Source organism: Flavobacterium sp., assembly GCF_043773265.1.
Lineage (GTDB): Bacteria > Bacteroidota > Bacteroidia > Flavobacteriales > Flavobacteriaceae > Flavobacterium.
Genome location: NZ_JAYVFH010000122.1, coordinates 1 through 20,113 on the forward strand (window position 1 = coordinate 1; position 20,113 = coordinate 20,113).

General features: G+C 29.5%; 19 protein-coding genes and 1 pseudogene. 8 read left to right on the plus strand and 12 right to left on the minus strand.

The window, feature by feature from the left end:
* Nucleotides 1–228: 228 nt before the first annotated feature.
* Nucleotides 229–456 carry a helix-turn-helix domain-containing protein gene (locus ACH2BO_RS06525; RefSeq protein ID WP_395043948.1) on the plus strand — a complete coding sequence of 76 codons (228 nt, stop codon included), beginning with the start codon at nt 229–231 and terminating at the stop codon, nt 454–456.
* A 164-nt stretch (nt 457–620) separates the two neighbouring features.
* Here ACH2BO_RS06525 and ACH2BO_RS06530 read toward each other — a convergent pair whose 3' ends face one another.
* The 7 genes from ACH2BO_RS06530 to ACH2BO_RS06560 all read right to left on the minus strand — a co-directional run bounded on the left by ACH2BO_RS06530 (nt 621) and on the right by ACH2BO_RS06560 (nt 8,137).
* The gene (locus ACH2BO_RS06530; RefSeq protein ID WP_395043949.1) at nt 621–1,118 is read right to left on the minus strand and encodes an OmpH family outer membrane protein; all 498 of its coding nucleotides are present in this window, start codon (nt 1,116–1,118) and stop codon (nt 621–623) included.
* Nucleotides 1,119–1,157: 39 nt separating this feature from the next.
* Nucleotides 1,158–2,183: an OmpH family outer membrane protein gene (locus ACH2BO_RS06535; RefSeq protein WP_395043950.1), complete on the minus strand. Its 1,026-nt coding sequence runs from the start codon at nt 2,181–2,183 to the stop codon at nt 1,158–1,160.
* Nucleotides 2,184–2,215: 32 nt separating this feature from the next.
* On the minus strand, nt 2,216–5,002 hold the full coding sequence (bamA, locus tag ACH2BO_RS06540) for an outer membrane protein assembly factor BamA (RefSeq protein ID WP_395043951.1): 2,787 nt from the start codon (nt 5,000–5,002) through the stop codon (nt 2,216–2,218).
* Nucleotides 4,935–5,675 carry an isoprenyl transferase gene (locus ACH2BO_RS06545; RefSeq protein WP_395043952.1) on the minus strand — a complete coding sequence of 247 codons (741 nt, stop codon included), beginning with the start codon at nt 5,673–5,675 and terminating at the stop codon, nt 4,935–4,937. The genes bamA and ACH2BO_RS06545 overlap by 68 nt, the downstream gene beginning before the upstream one ends.
* A 3-nt stretch (nt 5,676–5,678) precedes the next feature.
* Complete coding sequence (locus ACH2BO_RS06550; protein ID WP_395043953.1) at nt 5,679–6,359, minus strand: DUF6089 family protein; 681 nt, start codon at nt 6,357–6,359, stop codon at nt 5,679–5,681.
* 167 nt (nt 6,360–6,526) lie between these two features.
* A complete protein-coding gene (locus tag ACH2BO_RS06555) occupies nt 6,527–7,411 on the minus strand; it encodes an NAD kinase (protein ID WP_395043954.1) in 885 nt (294 codons plus the stop codon).
* A 66-nt stretch (nt 7,412–7,477) separates the two neighbouring features.
* Nucleotides 7,478–8,137 (minus strand): CBS domain-containing protein, encoded by a 660-nt coding sequence (locus tag ACH2BO_RS06560; protein WP_395043955.1) that lies wholly within the window; start codon nt 8,135–8,137, stop codon nt 7,478–7,480.
* Nucleotides 8,138–8,293: 156 nt separating this feature from the next.
* Here ACH2BO_RS06560 and ACH2BO_RS06565 point away from each other — a divergent pair, with 156 nt between their 5' ends.
* Nucleotides 8,294–9,010 (plus strand): pyridoxine 5'-phosphate synthase, encoded by a 717-nt coding sequence (locus ACH2BO_RS06565; RefSeq protein ID WP_395043956.1) that lies wholly within the window; start codon nt 8,294–8,296, stop codon nt 9,008–9,010.
* A gap of 10 nt (nt 9,011–9,020) precedes the next feature.
* The gene (locus ACH2BO_RS06570) at nt 9,021–9,782 is read left to right on the plus strand and encodes an alpha/beta fold hydrolase (protein ID WP_395043957.1); all 762 of its coding nucleotides are present in this window, start codon (nt 9,021–9,023) and stop codon (nt 9,780–9,782) included.
* 53 nt (nt 9,783–9,835) lie between these two features.
* Here ACH2BO_RS06570 and ACH2BO_RS06575 read toward each other — a convergent pair whose 3' ends face one another.
* Nucleotides 9,836–10,774, minus strand: coding sequence for a T9SS type A sorting domain-containing protein (locus ACH2BO_RS06575; RefSeq protein WP_395043958.1), 939 nt, complete (start codon nt 10,772–10,774; stop codon nt 9,836–9,838).
* A gap of 129 nt (nt 10,775–10,903) precedes the next feature.
* Here ACH2BO_RS06575 and ACH2BO_RS06580 point away from each other — a divergent pair, with 129 nt between their 5' ends.
* The 4 genes from ACH2BO_RS06580 (at nt 10,904) to clpX (ending at nt 14,912) form a co-directional block, all read left to right on the plus strand.
* Entirely contained in the window at nt 10,904–11,248 is a 345-nt protein-coding gene (locus ACH2BO_RS06580; protein WP_395043959.1) for a phage holin family protein, read from the plus strand.
* Between the two features lie 90 nt (nt 11,249–11,338).
* Nucleotides 11,339–12,664, plus strand: coding sequence for a trigger factor (locus ACH2BO_RS06585; protein ID WP_395043960.1), 1,326 nt, complete (start codon nt 11,339–11,341; stop codon nt 12,662–12,664).
* Nucleotides 12,665–12,896: 232 nt separating this feature from the next.
* Nucleotides 12,897–13,598 carry an ATP-dependent Clp endopeptidase proteolytic subunit ClpP gene (gene clpP / locus ACH2BO_RS06590; RefSeq protein WP_395043961.1) on the plus strand — a complete coding sequence of 234 codons (702 nt, stop codon included), beginning with the start codon at nt 12,897–12,899 and terminating at the stop codon, nt 13,596–13,598.
* Nucleotides 13,599–13,679: 81 nt separating this feature from the next.
* The gene (gene clpX / locus ACH2BO_RS06595; RefSeq protein ID WP_395043962.1) at nt 13,680–14,912 is read left to right on the plus strand and encodes an ATP-dependent Clp protease ATP-binding subunit ClpX; all 1,233 of its coding nucleotides are present in this window, start codon (nt 13,680–13,682) and stop codon (nt 14,910–14,912) included.
* 55 nt (nt 14,913–14,967) lie between these two features.
* Here the strand turns inward: clpX and ACH2BO_RS06600 are convergent, their stop codons facing one another.
* The 3 genes and pseudogenes from ACH2BO_RS06600 to ACH2BO_RS06610 form a co-directional block, all read right to left on the minus strand.
* On the minus strand, nt 14,968–17,160 hold the full coding sequence (locus tag ACH2BO_RS06600) for a TonB-dependent receptor domain-containing protein (protein WP_395043963.1): 2,193 nt from the start codon (nt 17,158–17,160) through the stop codon (nt 14,968–14,970).
* 81 nt (nt 17,161–17,241) lie between these two features.
* A complete protein-coding gene (locus ACH2BO_RS06605; RefSeq protein WP_395043964.1) occupies nt 17,242–17,382 on the minus strand; it encodes a hypothetical protein in 141 nt (46 codons plus the stop codon).
* Nucleotides 17,383–17,392: 10 nt separating this feature from the next.
* Nucleotides 17,393–18,930 (minus strand): annotated as a pseudogene (locus ACH2BO_RS06610) (GH3 auxin-responsive promoter family protein).
* A gap of 114 nt (nt 18,931–19,044) precedes the next feature.
* Between ACH2BO_RS06610 and ACH2BO_RS06615 the strand changes: the two are divergent.
* Nucleotides 19,045–19,839, plus strand: coding sequence for a DUF2797 domain-containing protein (locus ACH2BO_RS06615; protein ID WP_395043965.1), 795 nt, complete (start codon nt 19,045–19,047; stop codon nt 19,837–19,839).
* 37 nt (nt 19,840–19,876) lie between these two features.
* Here the strand turns inward: ACH2BO_RS06615 and ACH2BO_RS06620 are convergent.
* The coding region (locus ACH2BO_RS06620; protein WP_395043966.1) for a hypothetical protein at nt 19,877–20,113 on the minus strand (237 nt) is incomplete at its 5' end.

Here is a 20,113-nt window from a genome sequence, read left to right on the forward strand (position 1 = left end):
TTTAAATCAAAATTAATTCGATTTTTTTCATTTATGTATTCTTTCTCCTGTGTGCAACTATAGTACAAAAATGTTGCCAAACAAAAATACGATAAAAGAACAAACTTTTTAATGAAGTGTTTCATAAGCTTTTGGTTTAAGGTTTATAGTATTGTAAAGATATACAAATAATCAAATATAACACATATTTGTGTTTATATAATTTTTGCTATTTCTTCAACTTTCGACATGATAAATGAAGATAAAATTTTTGAAAAAAAATTAGGAGAAAGAATTAAGGAAATTAGAATTTCAAAAAAATTATCTCAAGAAATGTTGGCTAATGATGCCGATATTCCAATAAATCAAATAGGAAGAATTGAACGAGCAGAAATTAGTACATCGCTGCAAACAATCTATAAAATTATTAAAGCTCTTGATATTAAAATTAAAGATTTATTTAATCTAGATCTTTAGACATTCTTTATAATGTTTTAAATTTTATTAACTTCAAATAGTAAAACATCATTATCTCAAAAACCAAAAATGAATATAAAAAATGATGTTATTAAATAAAAAAAAACTGCTCAATTAATTTGAGCAGTTTTGAAATATTTTTAGAATATAAAATTAATTTTAGATTAAAATCCTAAATCTTTTTTTACGTCTGGAGTTATATCTGTACCGTCTTTTAGTAATAATGTTTCAGCATTTAAAACATATTGAAAACCTTTGGCTTTACCAACTTTTTCTATTGAAGCTCTAATTTTTTCAGTAATTGGTTTCATGATGTCAGCTTCTTTTTTTTGTAATTCAGTTTGAGCTGTTTCTTTAAATTCATTGATTCTTTTAATCATGTCTTGAACTTCAACTTGACGAGTTTGGTTTACAGCATCTGTAACTGTTGCTCCTTCAGCATCATATTTTTTTATTTTTGCCTGATATTCGTCAACTAAAAGTTTGTAATCTTTATCATAGGTTTCGCCTAATTTTTTTAATTGATTTTGACCATCAATAACTGCTGGCATTTTCAACATTATTTCATTAGTATCAACATGTGCTAATTTAGCTTGTGCATTAATAGTTTGAGCACCAAATAAAGCAACAATGGCTATTAGTAAAGTTTTAAATTGTTTCATTCTTGTTTTAATTTTAATTATTATTGTGTTAATTATTTATTATGGTTTTGGCGTTACTGCCTCTTTATTCTTTTTTTCTTCTTCTCTTGCTTTTTTAGCAGCTTCTCTATCTGCAATTGCTTTGTCTTTTTTATCTTGTAAAGCTTTTTTTCTATCTTCTATTATTTTTTTTCTTTCGTCTAGAGTTTTAGTTTTAGCTTCTTCTGCTTTAGCTTTTTTCTCTGCCGCTTCAAACTCTTTGTCGGTTGGAACAACATCGTTTCCTTCCTTATTAGTTCCATCTTTTACATCCTTATCAGAAACTGTGCCAGTTTTTTTTGCTTCTTTATCTTCTAGCAATTGTTTTCTTTTGTCTTCAAGTGCTTTTTTCTTTTCATCTGCTGCAATTTTTCTTTCGTCTATTAGTTTTTGGCGTGCAGCTCTTTTTTCTTCAAGAACTTTTTGTCTTGCAACTAGGGTTGGATTTTCGTCAACCATGTCTTGTTTTCTTTCTTCTACGGCTTCTTTTTCAAGTTGTTTTTTAGTTCTTTGTTCGCTATTTTGAATTCTAGTTAAAACCCTTACAACTTGATCGCTAATATCATGTCTTTTTGCTGCAAATAACATTGTTAAATCTGATGATCTGTCAAATACATAATCATATTTTTTTGCCTCAGCAATATCTTGAACTGCATTAAAAACTTGATCTTGAATTGGTTTTACAAGTACAGCTTTTTGAATCATTAAATCGCCTGATGGTCCAAATCTTTTTTGTTGATAATCTAATAATTCTGTATCAAGAAAAGCAATTTCTTCTTCACGTTCATCAAGAAGTTCTTTAGTTAAAAGCACTTTTTCAGATTTTAAAGTTTCTTTTAATTTAACTATTACTAATTTTTTTTCTTCAATTTCTTGTTTCCACTTTTGAGCTTTTTGCTCTAGTTGATTTTTAGCTTCGGCATAGTCTGGAACTTTCTCAAGAATATATTCCATATCGATGTATCCAACTTTTATTCCACGTGATTGTGCGTTTGCATTTGTTGCAAAAAATATACTAATAAATAGTATTAAAATATATCTTCTCATAACTTATTGATTTATAAATCTAAACAAATATACTAAAATTGTTGTCCAATAATGAAATGTGTTTCCCAACCATTTTTTATTGTTCCGCCAGGAAGTGCATCGAAACCATGTCCGAAGTCAATTCCGAGTAATCCAAATGCTGGCATAAACACACGTAATCCAAATCCTGCCGAACGTTGTAACTGAAACGGATTGTATGTTTTAAAGTTCAAATAAGATGCTCCTGCTTCAAGAAAACCTAATACATAAATTGATGCTTGTGACTTCATTGTTAATGGATATCTTAATTCTAATGAGAATTTATTATATATTGGATCACCATTTGCAGATGATAATGCTTGATTTGGATAACCTCTTAATTGTACTACTTCACGACCATCAAGTGCAAAGTTAGCTAATCCATCACCACCAACAAAAAATCTTTCAAAAGGAACAACTCCATAAGGTAAAGTTTTAGTTGGATCTTTAGGATCATTACTAACACCTCTGTCTTTATTATATGCTCCAAGCATTCCAAACTCTGCCAATGAACGAAGGGTTAACTTTCCGTATATCTTAGTAAACGTTTCTGCTTTGAATTTTATTTTATAATATTCTAACCAATTAAATTTCTTTTGGTCAATTTTGGCTTGATCAGCATCTGCATCTTGAAAATTTTCAACTTTTACATAACCAGATTGTGTTGATCCATCTGGATTAGTTATCGTTTGAGTAGCAATATAATCTCCAGTAGCAACATATACTTCGTCAATGCCAAAATATCCATCTGCTGTGTTTATTAATTTATATTCTTTTTGGTTTTTCAAATCGGCATAATCAACTTTATTAAACGCAGAATATGGCGGTGTGATTTTTGCAGTTATACTAAATTCTGAACCTTTTGTTGGAAAAATAGGACTGTTACCTTTGTTGTTTCTTGTTAATCCAAATGTGTATGCAAAATTTCTTGAAGAACCATTTCCAAATGTAAATAAACCAGTATTGTAATTATTTAAATCATAATATTGAAAACTCAATGAGTTTGATAAATAAAAGTAATTGTCTGGCACTGTTAATCTTTTTCCTAATCCAATTGAAAGCGATGTAATATTAAAACTTCTACTTTTATCTACACTACTAGATCTACCAGTATATAAAAATTGTTTACTATGTGATAATGAAGTTGAAAAACTAATAGGTTTTTTTCCGCCAAACCATGGTTCAGAAAATGATAAACTATAGGTTTGATAAAATGAACTTGCTTGTGCTCTTAAAGATACTTTTTGTCCGTCACCCATTGGAATTGGTCTATAAGCTTCTTTTTTAAATATATTTCTAATAGAGAAATTGTTAAATGATAAACCAAGTGTTCCAATAAAACCACCACCACCATAACCACCTTGAAGTTCTATTTGGCTTGAACCTTTTTCTACTACTTTCCAGTCTAAATCTACTGTTCCAGCAACTGGATCGGCATTTTTAACATCTGGAGAAATTGCTTCTGCATCAAAAAATCCTAACTGACCTAATTCTCTAATTGTACTTACTACTTCTTCTTTATTCCACTTATCACCTGGTTTGGTTCTAAGTTCTCTATAAATAACTTGATCGTTGGTTTTATCATTTCCAGAAACGGTAATGTGATTAAAATAAGCAAGTGGTCCTTCAACAACTCTAATTTCAAAATCTATTTGTTCGTTTTCTGTTTTTACTTCAACAGCATTAACGTTAGAAAATAAATAACCACTATTTTGATAAAGATTTGTAATATCTTCTCCGTCTGGTTTTGTTTTGTCTGCAATTCTTTTTTCTAGCAATACTCCATTATATGTATCACCTTTATTTATTCCTAAAATTCTACTTAGTAATTGGTCAGAATAAATTGTATTTCCTAAGAATTTTATGTTTCCAAAGTAATATTTATTTCCTTCTTCAATTTTAACATTGATAGCAATTTTGTTTTTAGATTTATCTAACCAAACAGAATCTGAAACAACTCTAGCATCTCTATAACCTTGCTCTTTGTATTTTTTAGCAATTGCTGCCAAATCTTCTTTATATTTGTCTTTTACGTATTTAGAAGATTTAAAAATTCGTATTGGATTAACTTCTTTAGTGTTTTTCATCACTTTTCGAAGTTTTTTATCTGAAAACTGTTTGTTTCCATCAAATGTAATATCACCAATTTTTACTTTTTCTCCTTTATCTATTGCAACCAAAAGTTTTACTTGATTGATAACTGTTGTGTCATTGATGGTATTGATGTTTACTTTAGTATTGAAATAACCATCTTTTTTATATTTATTTTCAAAATAATTTCGAGTATTTGTAATAAGGTTTTCATTAACAATTTTACCTTTTGTTAAATCACTTTCTTTTATCAATTCTTCGGTTTTACCTTTTTTTACTCCAGTAAATTTCACTTCACTTAGTTTTGGTAGTTCGTTGATGTTTAATTCTAAATAGATACTATCGCCTTTTATCTGATTAACATAGAAATCAATTTTATTAAACAATCCAAGTTTGCCTAATTTTTTAATTGCATTACTAATTTCTTCTCCAGGAACTGTTATCGTTTGTCCTTTTTCAAGTCCTGCAAACGTTACAACTGTTTGTTTGTTAAAAGTTACTTTTCCTGTAACGTCTACATCTGCTAAAATATATTTTGTTCCTTGATCATAAGGAACTCTTTCTTGGGCTTGTACTAAGGTTACATTTCCTAATAAAAATAAGAAAATAAATGCACCTAAAAATTTATTTGACACTAATATATTATTTAATTTGTTCACTTGTTTTACCGAATCTGCGTTCTCTTTTTTGATAGCTAATAATTGCTTCATATAAATCTTTTTCTTTAAAATCTGGCCAAAGAACATCAGTAAAGTAGAGTTCTGCATAGCATATTTGCCATAGCAAGAAGTTACTTATTCTGTGTTCACCACTGGTTCTAATTAATAAATCTACGTCTGGTAGATTGTGCGTGTAAAGATGCTGATTTATAATTGATTCATCAATAGTATCTACTGAAATTATATTATTTTTAACTTTCTCACTTATGTTTTTGACAACGTTTATTAATTCTTCTCTTGAACCATAGCTTAATGCAATAGTGAGCGTCATTCTAGTGTTGGTCTTTGTTTTCTCAATAACTTCCTTTAATTCTTTTAGTATGGAAGTGGGTAATTTATCAAGCGAACCTATAGAGTTTAATCGAATATTGTTTTCTTGTAACGTTTTTAATTCGTTTTTTAAGGAATGAACTAAAAGTTTCATTAAGGTATCAACTTCAAGTTTTGGTCTGTTCCAGTTTTCGGTTGAAAAAGCATATAATGTTAAGTTTTCAATTCCAAGTTTGGCACAAGTTTCTACAGTATTTCTAACAGATTTCGTGCCGTTTTCATGTCCTAGTGCTCTTAGTAAACCTTTTTGTTTTGCCCAACGACCATTTCCGTCCATGATTATGGCTAAATGTTTGGGTAAGTTGTTTTTATCTATTGAGTCAAGTAAAATCATAGTTTAATCTGCGCAATAACATGGTTTTTCACCAAATGTATAAGTTAAAGTTAGTCCTGAAAAAACATACCAATCATTACTTTCTAGGTTTCCGAATCTTAATTGTTCCAAGTTTTCATTTTTTGGATTACTTCCATCTAAATTATCTGTTAATGTATATCTAACTCCTACTTCTGCTCCTAAAACAAGATTTGGAGTGATGTTAGATTTTATACCTAAAATCATTGGAATTGCAAATGTACTTTCTGCATAATCGTGATTGGTTTCTCCATTTATAAAAAACTGCTCGTTATAACTAAAATAACTTATTCCAGTTGAAACATAAGGCGTCATTTTTTTACTCATTTGGTGTAAATTAAAATCAAAAAAATTAAATTCTAAACCTGCCGAAACTTCTGTAATACTATTTCCAAACTCATATTCTCGTTGTTTTCTTCCAGGAACTTTAGATTTCAAATCGTTTCCAGAAATTGATGAATGCATTGCCGAAAAACGCCAAGCATGTCTTGGACTTCTATTCCATTTATATATAATTCCAAAAGCTACTTCGTTTGGATTGATGTATGTTGTTTTACCAATATCACCAATATAATTACTTCCTCCAAGAAATCCACCTATTTCATGGATTTGCGCATTGAGCTTCGATAAACCTAAAAGTAAAATAATTAAAAATAATCTTTTCATTAATTGAAAAATAGCGTGCAAAGATAACAATTATAGCCACTAATAAAACAAGATATTAGTTTTTATAAAAAATTAAATTTAACATAATTAAACTTAAAAAACAAATTCATTAGTTAATGAACAATTAGCTAACGGAAAACTACTTAAAGTAGTATGTGATAGTAAGATTAATTTCGTTTGTCTTCACCCCAAAGTAGTTTGTTTCGTAGGGTTTTTAAAAATGTTTCTTCAGGAATTTCTACCATATTTATTTGAAATGGAGTTTTGTTTATGGTTAATTCTGAATTATTTTCTAATGTTGAAATTCTTGAGTCTAATGACACTAAATAGTTGTCTTCACGTCCAGAAACTTTTAATTTTATTTCTGTATCATCAGTAATCACCAATGGTCGAGCATTTAAATTGTGTGGTGCTATAGGAGTAATTACAAGTCCTTTTACTTCTGGAGTTAAAATTGGCCCACCACAACTTAAAGAATATCCTGTTGATCCTGTTGGTGTTGAAACGATTAATCCATCTGCCCAATAGGAGTTTAAATATTCTCCGTTTAAGTAAGTTTCAATAGTTATCATTGAAGTAGTGTCTTTTCTGCTCACTGTAACTTCATTCATTGCAAAATTGAGTTCTTGTATTCCTTCATTTTTTGGAGAAGTTTCTATACTAAGTAATGTTCTTTTAGATAAAGTATATTTCTTTTCTAAAACAATTTGCAAGAAAGCTTCAATATTTTCTTTTTGAACTTTTGCTAAAAACCCTAATCTACCAGCATTAACACCCAATATTGGAACTCCAGAATCTCTAACAAATGTTGCAGCTCTTAATATTGTACCATCGCCACCAATACTAACTAAAATATCAAAACTTGAATCTAAATCTGTATGTTTAGAAAAAGTCTTGTATTCTTTTTTAATAATTTCTTGTTCGTATAATATTTTTAGAAATTTTTCTTCAATTACCAATTCAACATTGTTTGCATTAAAAAAAACAAAAATGTCTCTAATGATAGGTCGAGTATCGTTTTGATAATATTGTCCGAAGATGGCTACTTTCATGTTTTTATTAAATAATTAGAAAATAAGAGATTTAGTTGTTATCCCAATTGTAAAACTGATATATTATTATATATTCAAATATTTATCCAAATATTCTGAGCGTTCTTTAAGGTTGTTTAAATAATTATCTTCATGGTGTTCAGATACTATTTCGTAATTATATCTTCTAAAGGTTTGAATAATATCATTCATTCCGCCAATAGCAATTTTTACAGTTACCTGAACTTTTTCAATATTGGCTTCAGAAACAAATAATCCTAAAAGTTTTCCATTATTACTTTCTACAATTTGTGCAATTTGACTCATTGAATAATCGGCTAAGTTTTTTTCTACAATTATTATTCCTCCTTGTTCTTTTAAAAAAGGAGTTTCATGAAAAAATCTTACAATATCTTCAAGTTCATAATATCCAGAATAGTTATTGTTGTCGTCTAAAACAGGAACGATGTTAGTATGATTTTTTGCAAAAACTTCTAAAACATCTAGCCAAATCATATTTTTTTTAGCAAAAAAACCTTCTAATGCATATTTGTAATCGGCAACTTTTTTGTCAGAGTCAAATGTTTCAATATCATCAGCGGCAATGCAACCAATATAAACACCTTCATCAACTACAGAAAAATGGGAATAAGAAACTTCTGCAAAAAAATCTTGTACTACAGCAATAGTATCTTGGCTGTTGATAGCTTTATAATCGTTGTTTAAATAATCGTTTATTTCTGTCATAATATAAATAGCAATATTCGTTGCAAAATAATCAATTTTTTGAACATAAAACCTTATTTTAACTTTGTATTTTTGTAGAAAATTATTAATAGCGACAGATTTTCGGATTTTTTTTAAAACTATAACCTGTGAATCTCTAGCTAAAAAAGAGAAAAAATGAGTACTAAATTAAGTGTAAATATAAATAAAATAGCAACTCTACGAAATGCTCGTGGCGGAAATGTGCCCAATTTGTTGCAAGTTGCAAATGATATTCAAAAATTTGGCGCGCAAGGAATTACAATTCATCCACGACCAGATGAACGACATATTCGTTATCAAGATGCTAGAGATTTAAAGCCAATTGTTTATACAGAATTTAATATTGAAGGAAATCCGCAACACAATTTTATAGATTTAGTTTTAGAGTGTAAACCACATCAAGTAACCTTAGTTCCAGATGCTGTTGGAGCAATTACTTCGTCTGCAGGTTGGAATACAATTAAAAATAAATCTTATTTGACAGAAGTTATTCAAGAATTTCAACGAAACGGAATTAGAACTTCGATTTTTGTTGATCCAATTCTAGAAATGATAGAAGGAGCAAAAGCAACAGGAACTGACCGAATAGAACTTTACACAGAAGAATTTGCACATCAATATAGTTTAGGAAATGAAAACGGAATTATTCCTTATATAAAAGCTGCAGATTTTGCAAATCAATTAAATTTAGGAATAAATGCAGGACATGATTTGAGTTTAGATAACATTAAATTCTTTAAAGAAAACATCTCGGGATTACTTGAGGTTTCAATTGGTCATGCCTTAATTTCTGAAGCACTTTATCTGGGTTTAGATAATGTTGTAAACATGTATTTGCAAAAACTTAAATAAAAAAATAATAATGCTACATTCAAGAATTGAAGGTCAAGGTAAACCATTAGTAATTCTTCACGGATTTCTAGGAATGTCAGACAATTGGAAAACTCTTGGTTCACAATTTTCAACAGAAGGTTTTCAGGTTCATATGTTAGATTTGAGAAATCATGGAAAAAGTTTTCATTCGGATGATTTTAGTTATGAATTAATGTCTAATGATTTATTAGAATATTGCAATAACCACAAATTATATAAAATTTCTATAATCGGTCATTCCATGGGTGGCAAAGTTGCAATGTTTTTTGCAACAAAACATCCCGAAATGGTTGAAAAATTAATTGTAGCAGATATTGGTCCTAAATTTTATGCTCCACATCATCAAGAGATTTTAGCTGGATTAAACGCAGTAGATTTTTCTAAAAAACCAAGTAGAGTAGAAGTTGAAGAAATTTTATATCCATATATTACTGATTTTGGAACTAGACAGTTTTTAATGAAAAACTTGTATTGGAAAGAACCACTTCAATTGGATTTTAGATTTAATTTGTCTGTTTTTAATAAAGAAATTCAAGAAATTGGAACTGCTTTGCCAGAAGGTAATACTTTTAATAATCCAACAATGTTTATTCGTGGTGGAAATTCTAACTATATATTAGATTCAGATTTAATTAAAATTAAGCAACACTTTCCTAATTATATATTGACCACAATTTCTAATGTTGGTCATTGGCTTCATGCAGAAAACCCAAAATTATTCTTTGAAGAAACCATTAATTTTTTAAAATAAAAAAAGTCCTTTTCAAATTTGAAAAGGACTTTTAATTAATAAAAATGAGTTAATTAATTTTTAATAAATTTCTTAACTGCTTTTCCAGAATCTGAAGTAATGTTCATAAAATAAACACCAGAATTTAAGTCAGAAACATTAATTTGAACTTCTGATAAATCGTTTACTTTGATGTTTTTAACAGTTCTACCGTTTAAGTCTGTAATAACAACTTCAGAAAAAATAATGTTTTCAGAATTTGAAACAGTAACTACATTTGTCGATGGGTTAGGATAAGTTGAAAATTTATTTGAAAAGAATTCATCTGTTCTTAAATTAGATGATGTTACTCTAAAATCATCAACCATCATCATATAAGCATCAGTAGATTGACATTTTATACCAACTCTAATAGATTGGTTGCTATAAGCATTTAAAGAAAATGTTTTTTCTTCCCAAGCAGGATAAGGTGCATTCAATACTGGAATTCCAGATATAACAACAAAATCAGTTGCTAATGGTGTACCAGTACCAACATAAACTCCAACTTTGTATTTTTCTAAGCCATAACTATCTGACAAAGATTTTATCCAAAATTTCAATTCGTTATTTGTAGTTCCTAATGCTAAAACTGGACTTACTAACCAATCATTGTTAGCAGTTATAGCTCCAGCTGGAGCTCCATCCCAACAAGCAGCATATTTTAATCCGGTTTTAGGATCGAAATTTCTGTTTTCAGTTTCTCCACCAACACCATTTGTTGCATTTGTTACTGCAGGTGTAGTTGCGCTAGGATTGAATACCATAAACGCTTGAGGTGCTCCATTGTTTAGCCATGTAAAGCCAGTTCCAACACCATAAGTGTTTAATCCATCAACATCAATTGTTTGCCAATCACCAAAACCAGTAATAGCAAAATTAGTGTAAGTTTCAAAGCTGTCTTCAAAAACAGTGACCTGAGCATTAGAACTCAATCCAAAAGAAATAAATAATAAAAGTAATAGTTTTTTCATAATAGTAGTTTTTAATTTAAACACAAATATAACAGATAAAATCGTTAAACTCAACTCTTTTAACTTTTTTTGAAAAAAACTTATTTTAGTTATTAAAATTTATATCTTTAAACTTTAATAGGATTATATATGAAACTACTTTTAAGGATTTTAATTACAGCATTGCTTGTTATGGCAATTGCCTATTTAATGAAAGGTGTTGTTGTAGACCAATTTACTACTGCATTAATTGTTGCAATTGTCCTTGCTCTTTTAAACTTTTTTGTAAAACCAATTTTGGTATTGTTCACTTTTCCAATTACAATTATTACTCTAGGTTTATTTTTGTTAGTAATAAATGCAATCATAATTTTGCTATGTGACCATTTTGTTGATGGTTTTAATGTTAGTTCTTTCTGGACAGCATTGTTCTTTAGTATTGTTCTATCTATTTCACAATCATTAGTTTATAAGCTTACTGGCGAAGCTAAATGAAAGTTTAAAAATCGTCGAAAATAAAATTGGTTGGGTTGTAGAAATGTTATAATTTTGCAACCCAATTTTATTATGTAAATTTTTATCACAATGGATATTAAAAGAGTAGCAATTGATGCTGTAAATGAAGTAATTGTAATGACTGTTCCTCACATGGATTACAAAGGTCAAGTTGCAAAAAGAATAAACGAAAAAATGCCATTGGCAACTGTAAAAGGTTTTCGTAAAGGCGCAGTGCCAAAAGCATTGGTCGAAAAACAATATGGTGCAGCTATAAAAGTTGAAGAAGTAAAAAAAGTAGTAGATCTAGCTCTTGAGCGTTTCTTGCAATCAGAAAGAATCAATCTTTTGGGTTCACCGCTTCCAAAAACTGTAGAAAATTTTTCTTGGGAAAACGAAGATTTAAATTTTGAATTTGAAATTGGAGTAGTTCCAAATTTTGAAATAGATTTAGATGCTAAAAGTAATGTTGTAAAGTATAAAATCATTGCCGATGAAACTATGCTTAACGCACAAATAGCAAGAATTCAAAAACAATACGGTGTTATAGTTTCTAAAGATGAAGTTGACCTAGGAAATGATGTTTCTGGAACATTTGTAAACGAAATTGCAGGTATCAATAACCGAACTACAATTGATTTAGAAGAACTTGCTGATGCAAAAGTGGCTAAATCATTCATCGGGAAAAAAGTTGGCGATATAATTACATTAAATACCAAAAATTTGTTCCACGACGCACACAAATTGATGGATTATCTAGCAGTTTCTCACGATGATGTTCACGATTTAGATGTAGAAGTAGCTTTTACAATAGACGAAGTTGTTGCTCACGACCCAGCAGCATTAAATCAAGAATTATTCGACAAACTTTTTGGAGCAGGAAATGTAAATTCTGTAGAAGAATTGAAAGTAAAAATAAAAGAAGATGCCGAAAAACATTTTGCTACTCAAGCAGAACAAAAATTAATGGCAGACGTTCAAGATTTCTTAATCGAAAACAATAAATTCGACTTACCTAAAGAGTTTTTAGTAAAATGGCTACAAACTGTAGGTGATAAAAAATTATCTCCAGCCGAAGCCGAGGTAGAATACAACCGTTCAGAAAAAGGATTACGTTTTCAATTAATCGAAGGTAAAGCTTTGGCTCAAAGTAATATTCAAGTAAATTTTGAAGATTTAAAATCATTCACTTCAGTTTCAATTCGTCAACAAATGGCGCAATTCGGACAAACAAATCCAACAGACGCTGAGGTAGAATCAATCGTTGCAAGAGTTTTGTCTAACCAAGACGAAGTAAAAAGAATGTCAGAGCAAGTAGTAGCCGATAAAATGTTGAAATTATTTGTAGAAAAAGCAAATCCAACAACTAAAGAAGTTACTTATGAGCAATTTGTTGCAGCAATGTATAACGAATAAATTATTATATAATTAGTATATTTGAGCATCAAAATGATTATTTTTGATGCTCAATTTTGTTAGTTAAAGTATTTTTATGAAGATTTTTCTTAAAAGCAATTTTTTACTAAATTTAGACAAATTGACATAATTAAATAAAAGGTACGACCTTTGCATTAAATTTATAAAAACAAGTTTTAGTGCAACAACTTTAAACTTTTATACACATAAACCTTTTAAACTAAAATTTAAAATGAACTACGGAAAAGACCCGAGAGCTTTGCTCGAACAGGCGAAGCAATTTAAAAAATTTGCTACCAAACACCAAGGTGTAAATGCAATGTATTATGACAAAATTGTTGGCGCAATGACACCAACCAATATGACACCTTATATTATAGAAGAACGTCAATTAAATGTTTCACAACTAGACGTTTTTTCAAGATTAATGATGGACAGAATTATCTTTCTTGGTACAGGAATTGATGATCAAATTGCAAATATAGTTCAGGCACAATTACTATTTTTAGAAAGTGCCGACGCATCTAAAGACATTCAAATTTACCTAAATTCTCCAGGAGGAAGCGTTTATGCCGGATTAGGAATTTATGACACAATGCAATATATAAAACCAGACGTAGCAACAATTTGCACAGGAATGGCAGCGTCAATGGGTGCAGTTTTACTTTGTGCTGGTGCGCCAGGAAAACGTTCGGCTTTGCCACATTCTCGTGTAATGATTCACCAACCTTCTGGTGGCGCTCAAGGTGTTGCAACCGATATGGAAATAAACTTGCGTGAAATGTTGAAATTGAAAGATGAATTGTATAACATTATTTCTCATCATTCAGGACAAACATTTGATAGAGTGCACAAAGATTCAGAACGCGATTATTGGATGATTGCTGACGAGGCCAAAGAATACGGAATGATTGATGAAGTTTTAAGAAGATAAATTTAAAGTAATCAGTGTTCAGTTTTTAGTAATCAGTTTTAACTGAACACTAAAAACTGAACACTGAACACTAGACAAAAGATGGCAAAAGAAAAATTAGAATGTTCCTTCTGCGGAAGAAAAAAACCAGAAACCAATTTATTAATTGCTGGTATAGACGCACATATTTGTGACCGCTGTATTGAACAAGCACACGGAATTATTTTAGAAGAACTAAAAACCAATTCCAATGTGAAAATTGCCTCCGATTTAATTTTGCGAAAGCCAAAAGAAATTAGAGCATTCCTTGACGAATATGTTATTGGTCAAGATCAAACCAAAAAAGTAATGTCGGTAGCAGTATACAATCACTACAAAAGATTGATGCAGCAAAGTTCTAATGATGATGTAGAAATTGAAAAATCAAACATCATTATGGTTGGACAAACTGGAACCGGAAAAACCTTGGTAGCCAAAACTATTGCTCGAATGTTGGATGTTCCTTTAGCAATTGTTGATGCAACTGTTTTAACCGAAGCTGGTTATGTTGGAGAAGACGTTGAAAGTATTTTAACAAGATTGCTTCAAGCTGCCGATTATGATGTTGCCAAAGCAGAGAGAGGAATAGTTTTTATTGACGAAATTGACAAAATTGCTCGAAAAAGCGACAATCCATCAATTACTCGAGACGTTTCTGGCGAAGGTGTTCAACAAGCTTTACTAAAATTATTAGAAGGAACAGTTGTAAACGTTCCACCAAAAGGAGGAAGAAAACATCCAGATCAGAAATTTGTTGAAGTAAATACACAAAATATTTTATTCATTGCTGGTGGTGCTTTTGACGGAATTGAACGAATTATTTCAAAACGTTTAAATCGTCAAGCTGTTGGATATACAACTTCAAAAAACACCGATAATATCGATAAGGAAAATTTATTGCAATACATAATTCCAAAAGACATCAAGGATTTTGGATTGATTCCAGAAATTATTGGTCGTTTACCAGTTTTAACACATATGGATCCTTTAGATAGAGAAACCCTACGTTCTATTTTAACCGAACCAAAAAATGCGTTAATAAAACAATACAAAAAGCTTTTCGAAATGGACGAAGTGAAATTTACCATCGATAACGAAGCATTAGATTATATTGTTGACAAAGCTTTAGAATATAAACTTGGAGCAAGAGGTTTACGTTCTTTATGCGAAGCTATTTTAACCGATGCCATGTATGATTTACCAAGTTCAAGCGATAAAGAACTTCATATTGATAGAGCTTATACTCAAGATACATTGAATAAAAATTTATTGAAAAGATTGGAAATTGCTTCTTAAATAAAAACAATAAATCCCGAGTTAATCGGGATTTTTTTTATGTTTAAAAATGAAGTTACTTCACCAATCCTCCACCAGATTTTGCTTTTTCAATTTCAATTTCGGTATTGTCTTTTTCAAGTTTCAAGTTTCCAAAATTATAAGTCAACGAAATTCTAAAATTTCTTGAGTCATTTTTTTCAAAGAATTTAGTTTCTAAATTAGTTGATGAAACCAAAGCATTTATTTCATTTTGATTGAAAACATCAAATAAATGAACGCCAAGTTTTAGTTTTTTATTCATAAAATCTTTGTTCAACGAAATGTCTAATTGTTGAATTGGTTTGGTTATTTTATAAATTTCCCAAACTCCACCAGCTGGCAAAATAAAATATGTCATACTGCTTTTTAAATCCCAAGGCAACATAATTTGAGCTTGAGCAGCATAATTCCATATAGGTTTTGGCGTGAACGAAAAATTATATCCTTCGGTTAAATTTTTAATATAATTAATGTTTAAGAAAATATAATTCATTTTATCTATATTATTCATTCGTTTTTTAAATTCTTCTTTTCCTTTAAAGAAATAGTCTAACGGAATTGGAAAATTTGCATAAACACTCATCGTTTTAAATCGGTCAAATTGCTGAAAAGTTTGCGTACTTACCAATTCTCCTGGTTCTGCATTAAAAATAAATAAATTTTGATCTTTAGCAACCGTGTAATTTGCACCCAATTGAACAAATTGCATTGCAGTGATTTTGAATTCATAATTGTCAAAAAACGAAGGATTTAGCAATAAATTACCAGAAGACGAATTGTATTGGTCAAAATTAGAACCATTTGGATCTAAAACACCATAACTTGGTTGCGAAATTTTTCTTGAATAAGAGGTGCTTACATTTACATTGTCATTTATTTCATACAAAGCACTAATATTTGGAAATAAATTTTTGTTTTTAAAGTTAATATCAGTCGAAATACTATTAACAACTCCAGTTCTGTCTACTTTAAAATCTTCATATCGCAAACCAGCTGTGAAATTAAATTTCTTAATTTTCTTTCTTGCTTCTGCATAAAAAGCCAAGTTGGTTTCTTTATAATCAAAATCTATTATTTCTGTTGTAGGAGAATTAAAATTATAGTTTCCAAGATTATTTACTTTTAAAGTATTGAATTTTCCACCTGTATTTATTGACATTTTTATTTTTTCAAACGGAAAGGCAAAATCATATTTCAAATAATAATTTAACAATCCAAAATCGTTTTTAAAGTTATTGTAGCTAGAAACATTATTTTCTGACGCATTGGTTTTGGAATTTGGATTTCGATTAAAAACATTTGTAAAAGCAACTATATCAAGAGTTCTTCCAATTGTGTCTAATTTTGTTTTGTATTGCAAACTAATTTCGTGGTTGTTACTTTTTGTTTTATTTGTTCCAGTATTTAAATAATCTAAAATTTCTGAACCACTTGTTTTTGCATTAAAAACATCTCTGTCATTACCAAAATTTGAGTTGTAATTAAATAGTAAATTAGATTTTTTAGTTAACTTATAATTGGTTCCAAGTCGAAAATATAAATTCCTATTTGTAGAAACAGTAAGTTTTTCTTGATTAATATATTTGTCAGGATTGAAAGAAGTAAATGTTTGACCATTTATAGATTTTTGTTCTCTATCAATATAATTATATCCAAGCATAGTTTGCCAACTTAGATTTTTTTCTTTTCCGTTTAAAAGAATTTGTGGACTAGGTTTTTGGTATTTATTGAAATTGTAATTAAAATTAAAACTTGCATTTACACCTTTTAATCGTTTAGAACTAGTTACAATATTAATAATAGATCCACTTGCATTAGCATCATATGCAGCTCCAGGATTATAAATTAATTCGGCTTTTTCTATAGCACTTGCAGGAAGTGATGATAAATAATTTTCTAAATCTGAACCACTTAATGTGCTTGGTGAACCATCAATATAAATGGCAACACCTTTTCCGTTTAGTGATAATCCGCCAGTTGGTGCTGCAATTACTCCAGGAAGTTTTTTTACAGCATCATAGGCATTTCCAGTGCTAAGCATTGGATTGTCTTTTATAGCAACCGAAGTTTTACCGGATTCTACTTTGATAAACTTTTTCTGATTGTTGATAGATACTTCCTCGAGAACGGTAACTTTTTTAGTTAAAGTATCGTTTTCAGATTTTGTTTCTTGTGCAAATAACATGTTTGCAAAAAGAAACATTGCAGATAAAAATAATAATTTCATTTTTTGATTGATTTGATAATTAGTGATAAGACTTTTATCATCAAAAAATGTTACAAAAAACTAGAATAAAATGTTTGAGATTTAGGAATCTCTGTAGTTAAGTAATGATTTCTCTTTTTTTACAGAAGTTTCTACACATCTTTTTCCGTAACATCTTGCTCTTCTTGGCGCACATGATGTTAAGAAAGAAACAGCAATTATAACTAATAAAACCTTTTTCATAAATAGTATTTTATTTATCTACTGCAATTTGCATACCAATTAATTGCTCTAGATAATCTCTTTCATTAGACAATCTCGGAATTTTATGTTGTCCGCCCAATTTATCTCGTTCTTTTAACCAATCATAAAATAAATTTTCGCGTGCTACATTTATAGTTAACTCATTTAATGTCATGTTGTTGTAGCGCTTTGCTTCGTAATCAGAATTTACAGATTGCAAGGTTTCATCTAACACTTTTTGAAATAATATTATGTCTTTTGGCGGTTTTTTAAACTCAATCATCCATTCATGCGATCCTTTTTCTTTACCTTTCATAAAAACAGGCGCAACTGTATAATCTTTTACTTCACAATTTAAAGTAGTTGATGTTTTAGCAATTGCTTGATCAGTATTTTCTACCATTAATTCTTCACCAAAAACATTAATGTGATGTTTTGTTCTTCCTGAAACTCTAATTCTGTAAGGTTTTAAAGATGTAAATCGAACTGTATCACCAATCATGTATCTCCATAATCCTGAGTTGGTTGTAATTACAATTGCATAGTTTTTAAACAATTCTACATCTTCTAATCTAATGGTTTTTTGGTTTGAAGTTCCAAATGTGTCCATCGGAATAAATTCATAAAAAATTCATAAAAAATTCCGTAATCTAACATTAGAAGCAAATCATTAGAATAATTTAAATCTTGAATAGCAAAAAATCCTTCGGATGCATTATAAATTTCATAATATTTGAAATTCGAATTTGGAATTATCTTTTGATATTGTTCCCTGTAGGGTTCAAAATTTACGCCGCCATGAAAATAAACTTCAAGATTTGGCCAAAGTTCCATTAGATTTGTGTTATTAGTTTCAGTCAATATTCTATTTAATAAAACCAACATCCATGATGGAACACCAGCAAAACTGGTAACATTTTCGTTTTTAGTTTCATTAATAATAGCAGTTAGTTTGGTTTCCCATTCACTCATTAACGAAACTTTATTACTTGGTGTGCTACTAAATTCTGCCCACATTGGCATATTTTCTATTAGTATTGCCGATAAATCTCCAAACGAAGTATTGTTGTTTTCATAAATTTGAGAACTACCGCCAAGACGTAAACTTTTGCCAAGAAACATATCAGAATTTTCATTGTTGTTCAAGTACATACACAATAAATCTTTACTTCCTTTAAAATGGCAATCTTCTAATGCTTCGTTGCTTACAGGAATAAATTTACTTTTGGCATTGGTTGTTCCGCTAGATTTGGCAAACCATTTTATTGGTGTGTTCCAAAAAACATTTTGTGCTCCATTTCGTGTAAGCTCAATCATTGGTTCGAGTTCTTCATATGTAGAAACAGGAACTCTTTCGGTAAAAGTTTCATAATTTTTAATCGATTCAAAATCATATTTTTTGCCAACTACTGTTTCTTCACAGTTGCGAATTAAATTCATAAGCAACTCATCTTGAACCTCATGAGGATATTTCAAAAACAACTCAATTTGATGAATACGTTGTTTTAAAAACCAAGTTGCTATAGAATTTATTATTGGAAAAGGCATAAAAAGGTACGATTTAAGAAGTTTGAAATACTAAGTTTGAAATTAGAATATTAACTTTACCAAAAATAACAAATTTTGTTGAACCAGAAACTTTAAACCTGAAACTTTAAACAAATGACTTACCAAGGTGTTCTCACTAAAATGCAAACCGAATATTTAAATCCAATTCAATATTATTTGGTTTTTGAAAATAGTTTTCTAAACTTGAATCAGTTATTGGATAAATCAATGGAAATTAATTTTGTAGGTTACCAATGTTTGAATTGCAATAAAAAAAAGAAAATTTTTCGACAAGGATTTTGTTATGATTGTTTTATGAGTAGTGCTTCGGCTGGCGATTGGATTATGAAACCCGAATTAAGCACAGCACATTTAGACATTGAAGATAGAGATTTAGAATATGAAAAAAAGGTTCAATTGCAACCACATATTGTTTATTTGGCATTGTCTAGCGAAGTAAAAGTTGGTGTAACTAGAATAACACAAGTTCCAACACGATGGATAGATCAAGGTGCAGTTCAGGCAATTCCAATTGTTGAAGTTCCAAACAGATATTTAGCCGGAATTACCGAAGTTGCTTTAAAAAATCATTTTGCAGACAAAACCAATTGGCAAAAAATGCTAAAAAATGATTTTGAACATACAGATTTAATAAAAGAACGAGCCAATTTAAAATATTTGATACCTAAAGAAGCTCAAGACTATTTTCATCCAGAAAAAGATGATTTGTATGATATGCATTTTCCTGTTCTAGAATATCCAAAGAAAGTATCGAGCTTAAATCTTGATAAATCACCAAACTTTACAGGAAAACTAAAAGGAATTAAAGGACAATATTTAATCTTTGAGGATGGAACCGTTTTTAATGTTCGAACCTTTGAAGGTTATATGGTTAAGATTAGTTTGTAAAAAAAAAAGCTGTTCAGTTACGAACAGCTTTTTGAGTTTAATTTACTTTAGTTAAAGTTACATTATTTGGAATTGAAAATTCGTAAATAAATGTAGGTTCACCATGAAAACGACCTATCATTTCTGGGTTTTTTAATTTGAGAATAAGTTGATTTGGTGAACCAGAGATAAATTGAAATATAGCTCTACAACTATTTTTTTGTTTTAATACATCAATAAAAAAGAAATCAATTATGTTGGTATTATCTTCGTTTGAAGAAAACGCAAACATTGG

Bases quoted from the DNA above. Each gene is read 5' to 3' on its own strand.
- ACH2BO_RS06525 (WP_395043948.1), top strand. From the start codon at position 229: ATGATAAATGAAGATAAAATTTTTGAAAAAAAATTAGGAGAAAGAATT.
- ACH2BO_RS06530 (WP_395043949.1), bottom strand. From the start codon at position 1,118: ATGAAACAATTTAAAACTTTACTAATAGCCATTGTTGCTTTATTTGGT.
- ACH2BO_RS06535 (WP_395043950.1), bottom strand. From the start codon at position 2,183: ATGAGAAGATATATTTTAATACTATTTATTAGTATATTTTTTGCAACA.
- bamA (WP_395043951.1), bottom strand. From the start codon at position 5,002: ATGAAGCAATTATTAGCTATCAAAAAAGAGAACGCAGATTCGGTAAAA.
- ACH2BO_RS06545 (WP_395043952.1), bottom strand. From the start codon at position 5,675: ATGATTTTACTTGACTCAATAGATAAAAACAACTTACCCAAACATTTA.
- ACH2BO_RS06550 (WP_395043953.1), bottom strand. From the start codon at position 6,359: ATGAAAAGATTATTTTTAATTATTTTACTTTTAGGTTTATCGAAGCTC.
- ACH2BO_RS06555 (WP_395043954.1), bottom strand. From the start codon at position 7,411: ATGAAAGTAGCCATCTTCGGACAATATTATCAAAACGATACTCGACCT.
- ACH2BO_RS06560 (WP_395043955.1), bottom strand. From the start codon at position 8,137: ATGACAGAAATAAACGATTATTTAAACAACGATTATAAAGCTATCAAC.
- ACH2BO_RS06565 (WP_395043956.1), top strand. From the start codon at position 8,294: ATGAGTACTAAATTAAGTGTAAATATAAATAAAATAGCAACTCTACGA.
- ACH2BO_RS06570 (WP_395043957.1), top strand. From the start codon at position 9,021: ATGCTACATTCAAGAATTGAAGGTCAAGGTAAACCATTAGTAATTCTT.
- ACH2BO_RS06575 (WP_395043958.1), bottom strand. From the start codon at position 10,774: ATGAAAAAACTATTACTTTTATTATTTATTTCTTTTGGATTGAGTTCT.
- ACH2BO_RS06580 (WP_395043959.1), top strand. From the start codon at position 10,904: ATGAAACTACTTTTAAGGATTTTAATTACAGCATTGCTTGTTATGGCA.
- ACH2BO_RS06585 (WP_395043960.1), top strand. From the start codon at position 11,339: ATGGATATTAAAAGAGTAGCAATTGATGCTGTAAATGAAGTAATTGTA.
- clpP (WP_395043961.1), top strand. From the start codon at position 12,897: ATGAACTACGGAAAAGACCCGAGAGCTTTGCTCGAACAGGCGAAGCAA.
- clpX (WP_395043962.1), top strand. From the start codon at position 13,680: ATGGCAAAAGAAAAATTAGAATGTTCCTTCTGCGGAAGAAAAAAACCA.
- ACH2BO_RS06600 (WP_395043963.1), bottom strand. From the start codon at position 17,160: ATGAAATTATTATTTTTATCTGCAATGTTTCTTTTTGCAAACATGTTA.
- ACH2BO_RS06605 (WP_395043964.1), bottom strand. From the start codon at position 17,382: ATGAAAAAGGTTTTATTAGTTATAATTGCTGTTTCTTTCTTAACATCA.
- ACH2BO_RS06615 (WP_395043965.1), top strand. From the start codon at position 19,045: ATGACTTACCAAGGTGTTCTCACTAAAATGCAAACCGAATATTTAAAT.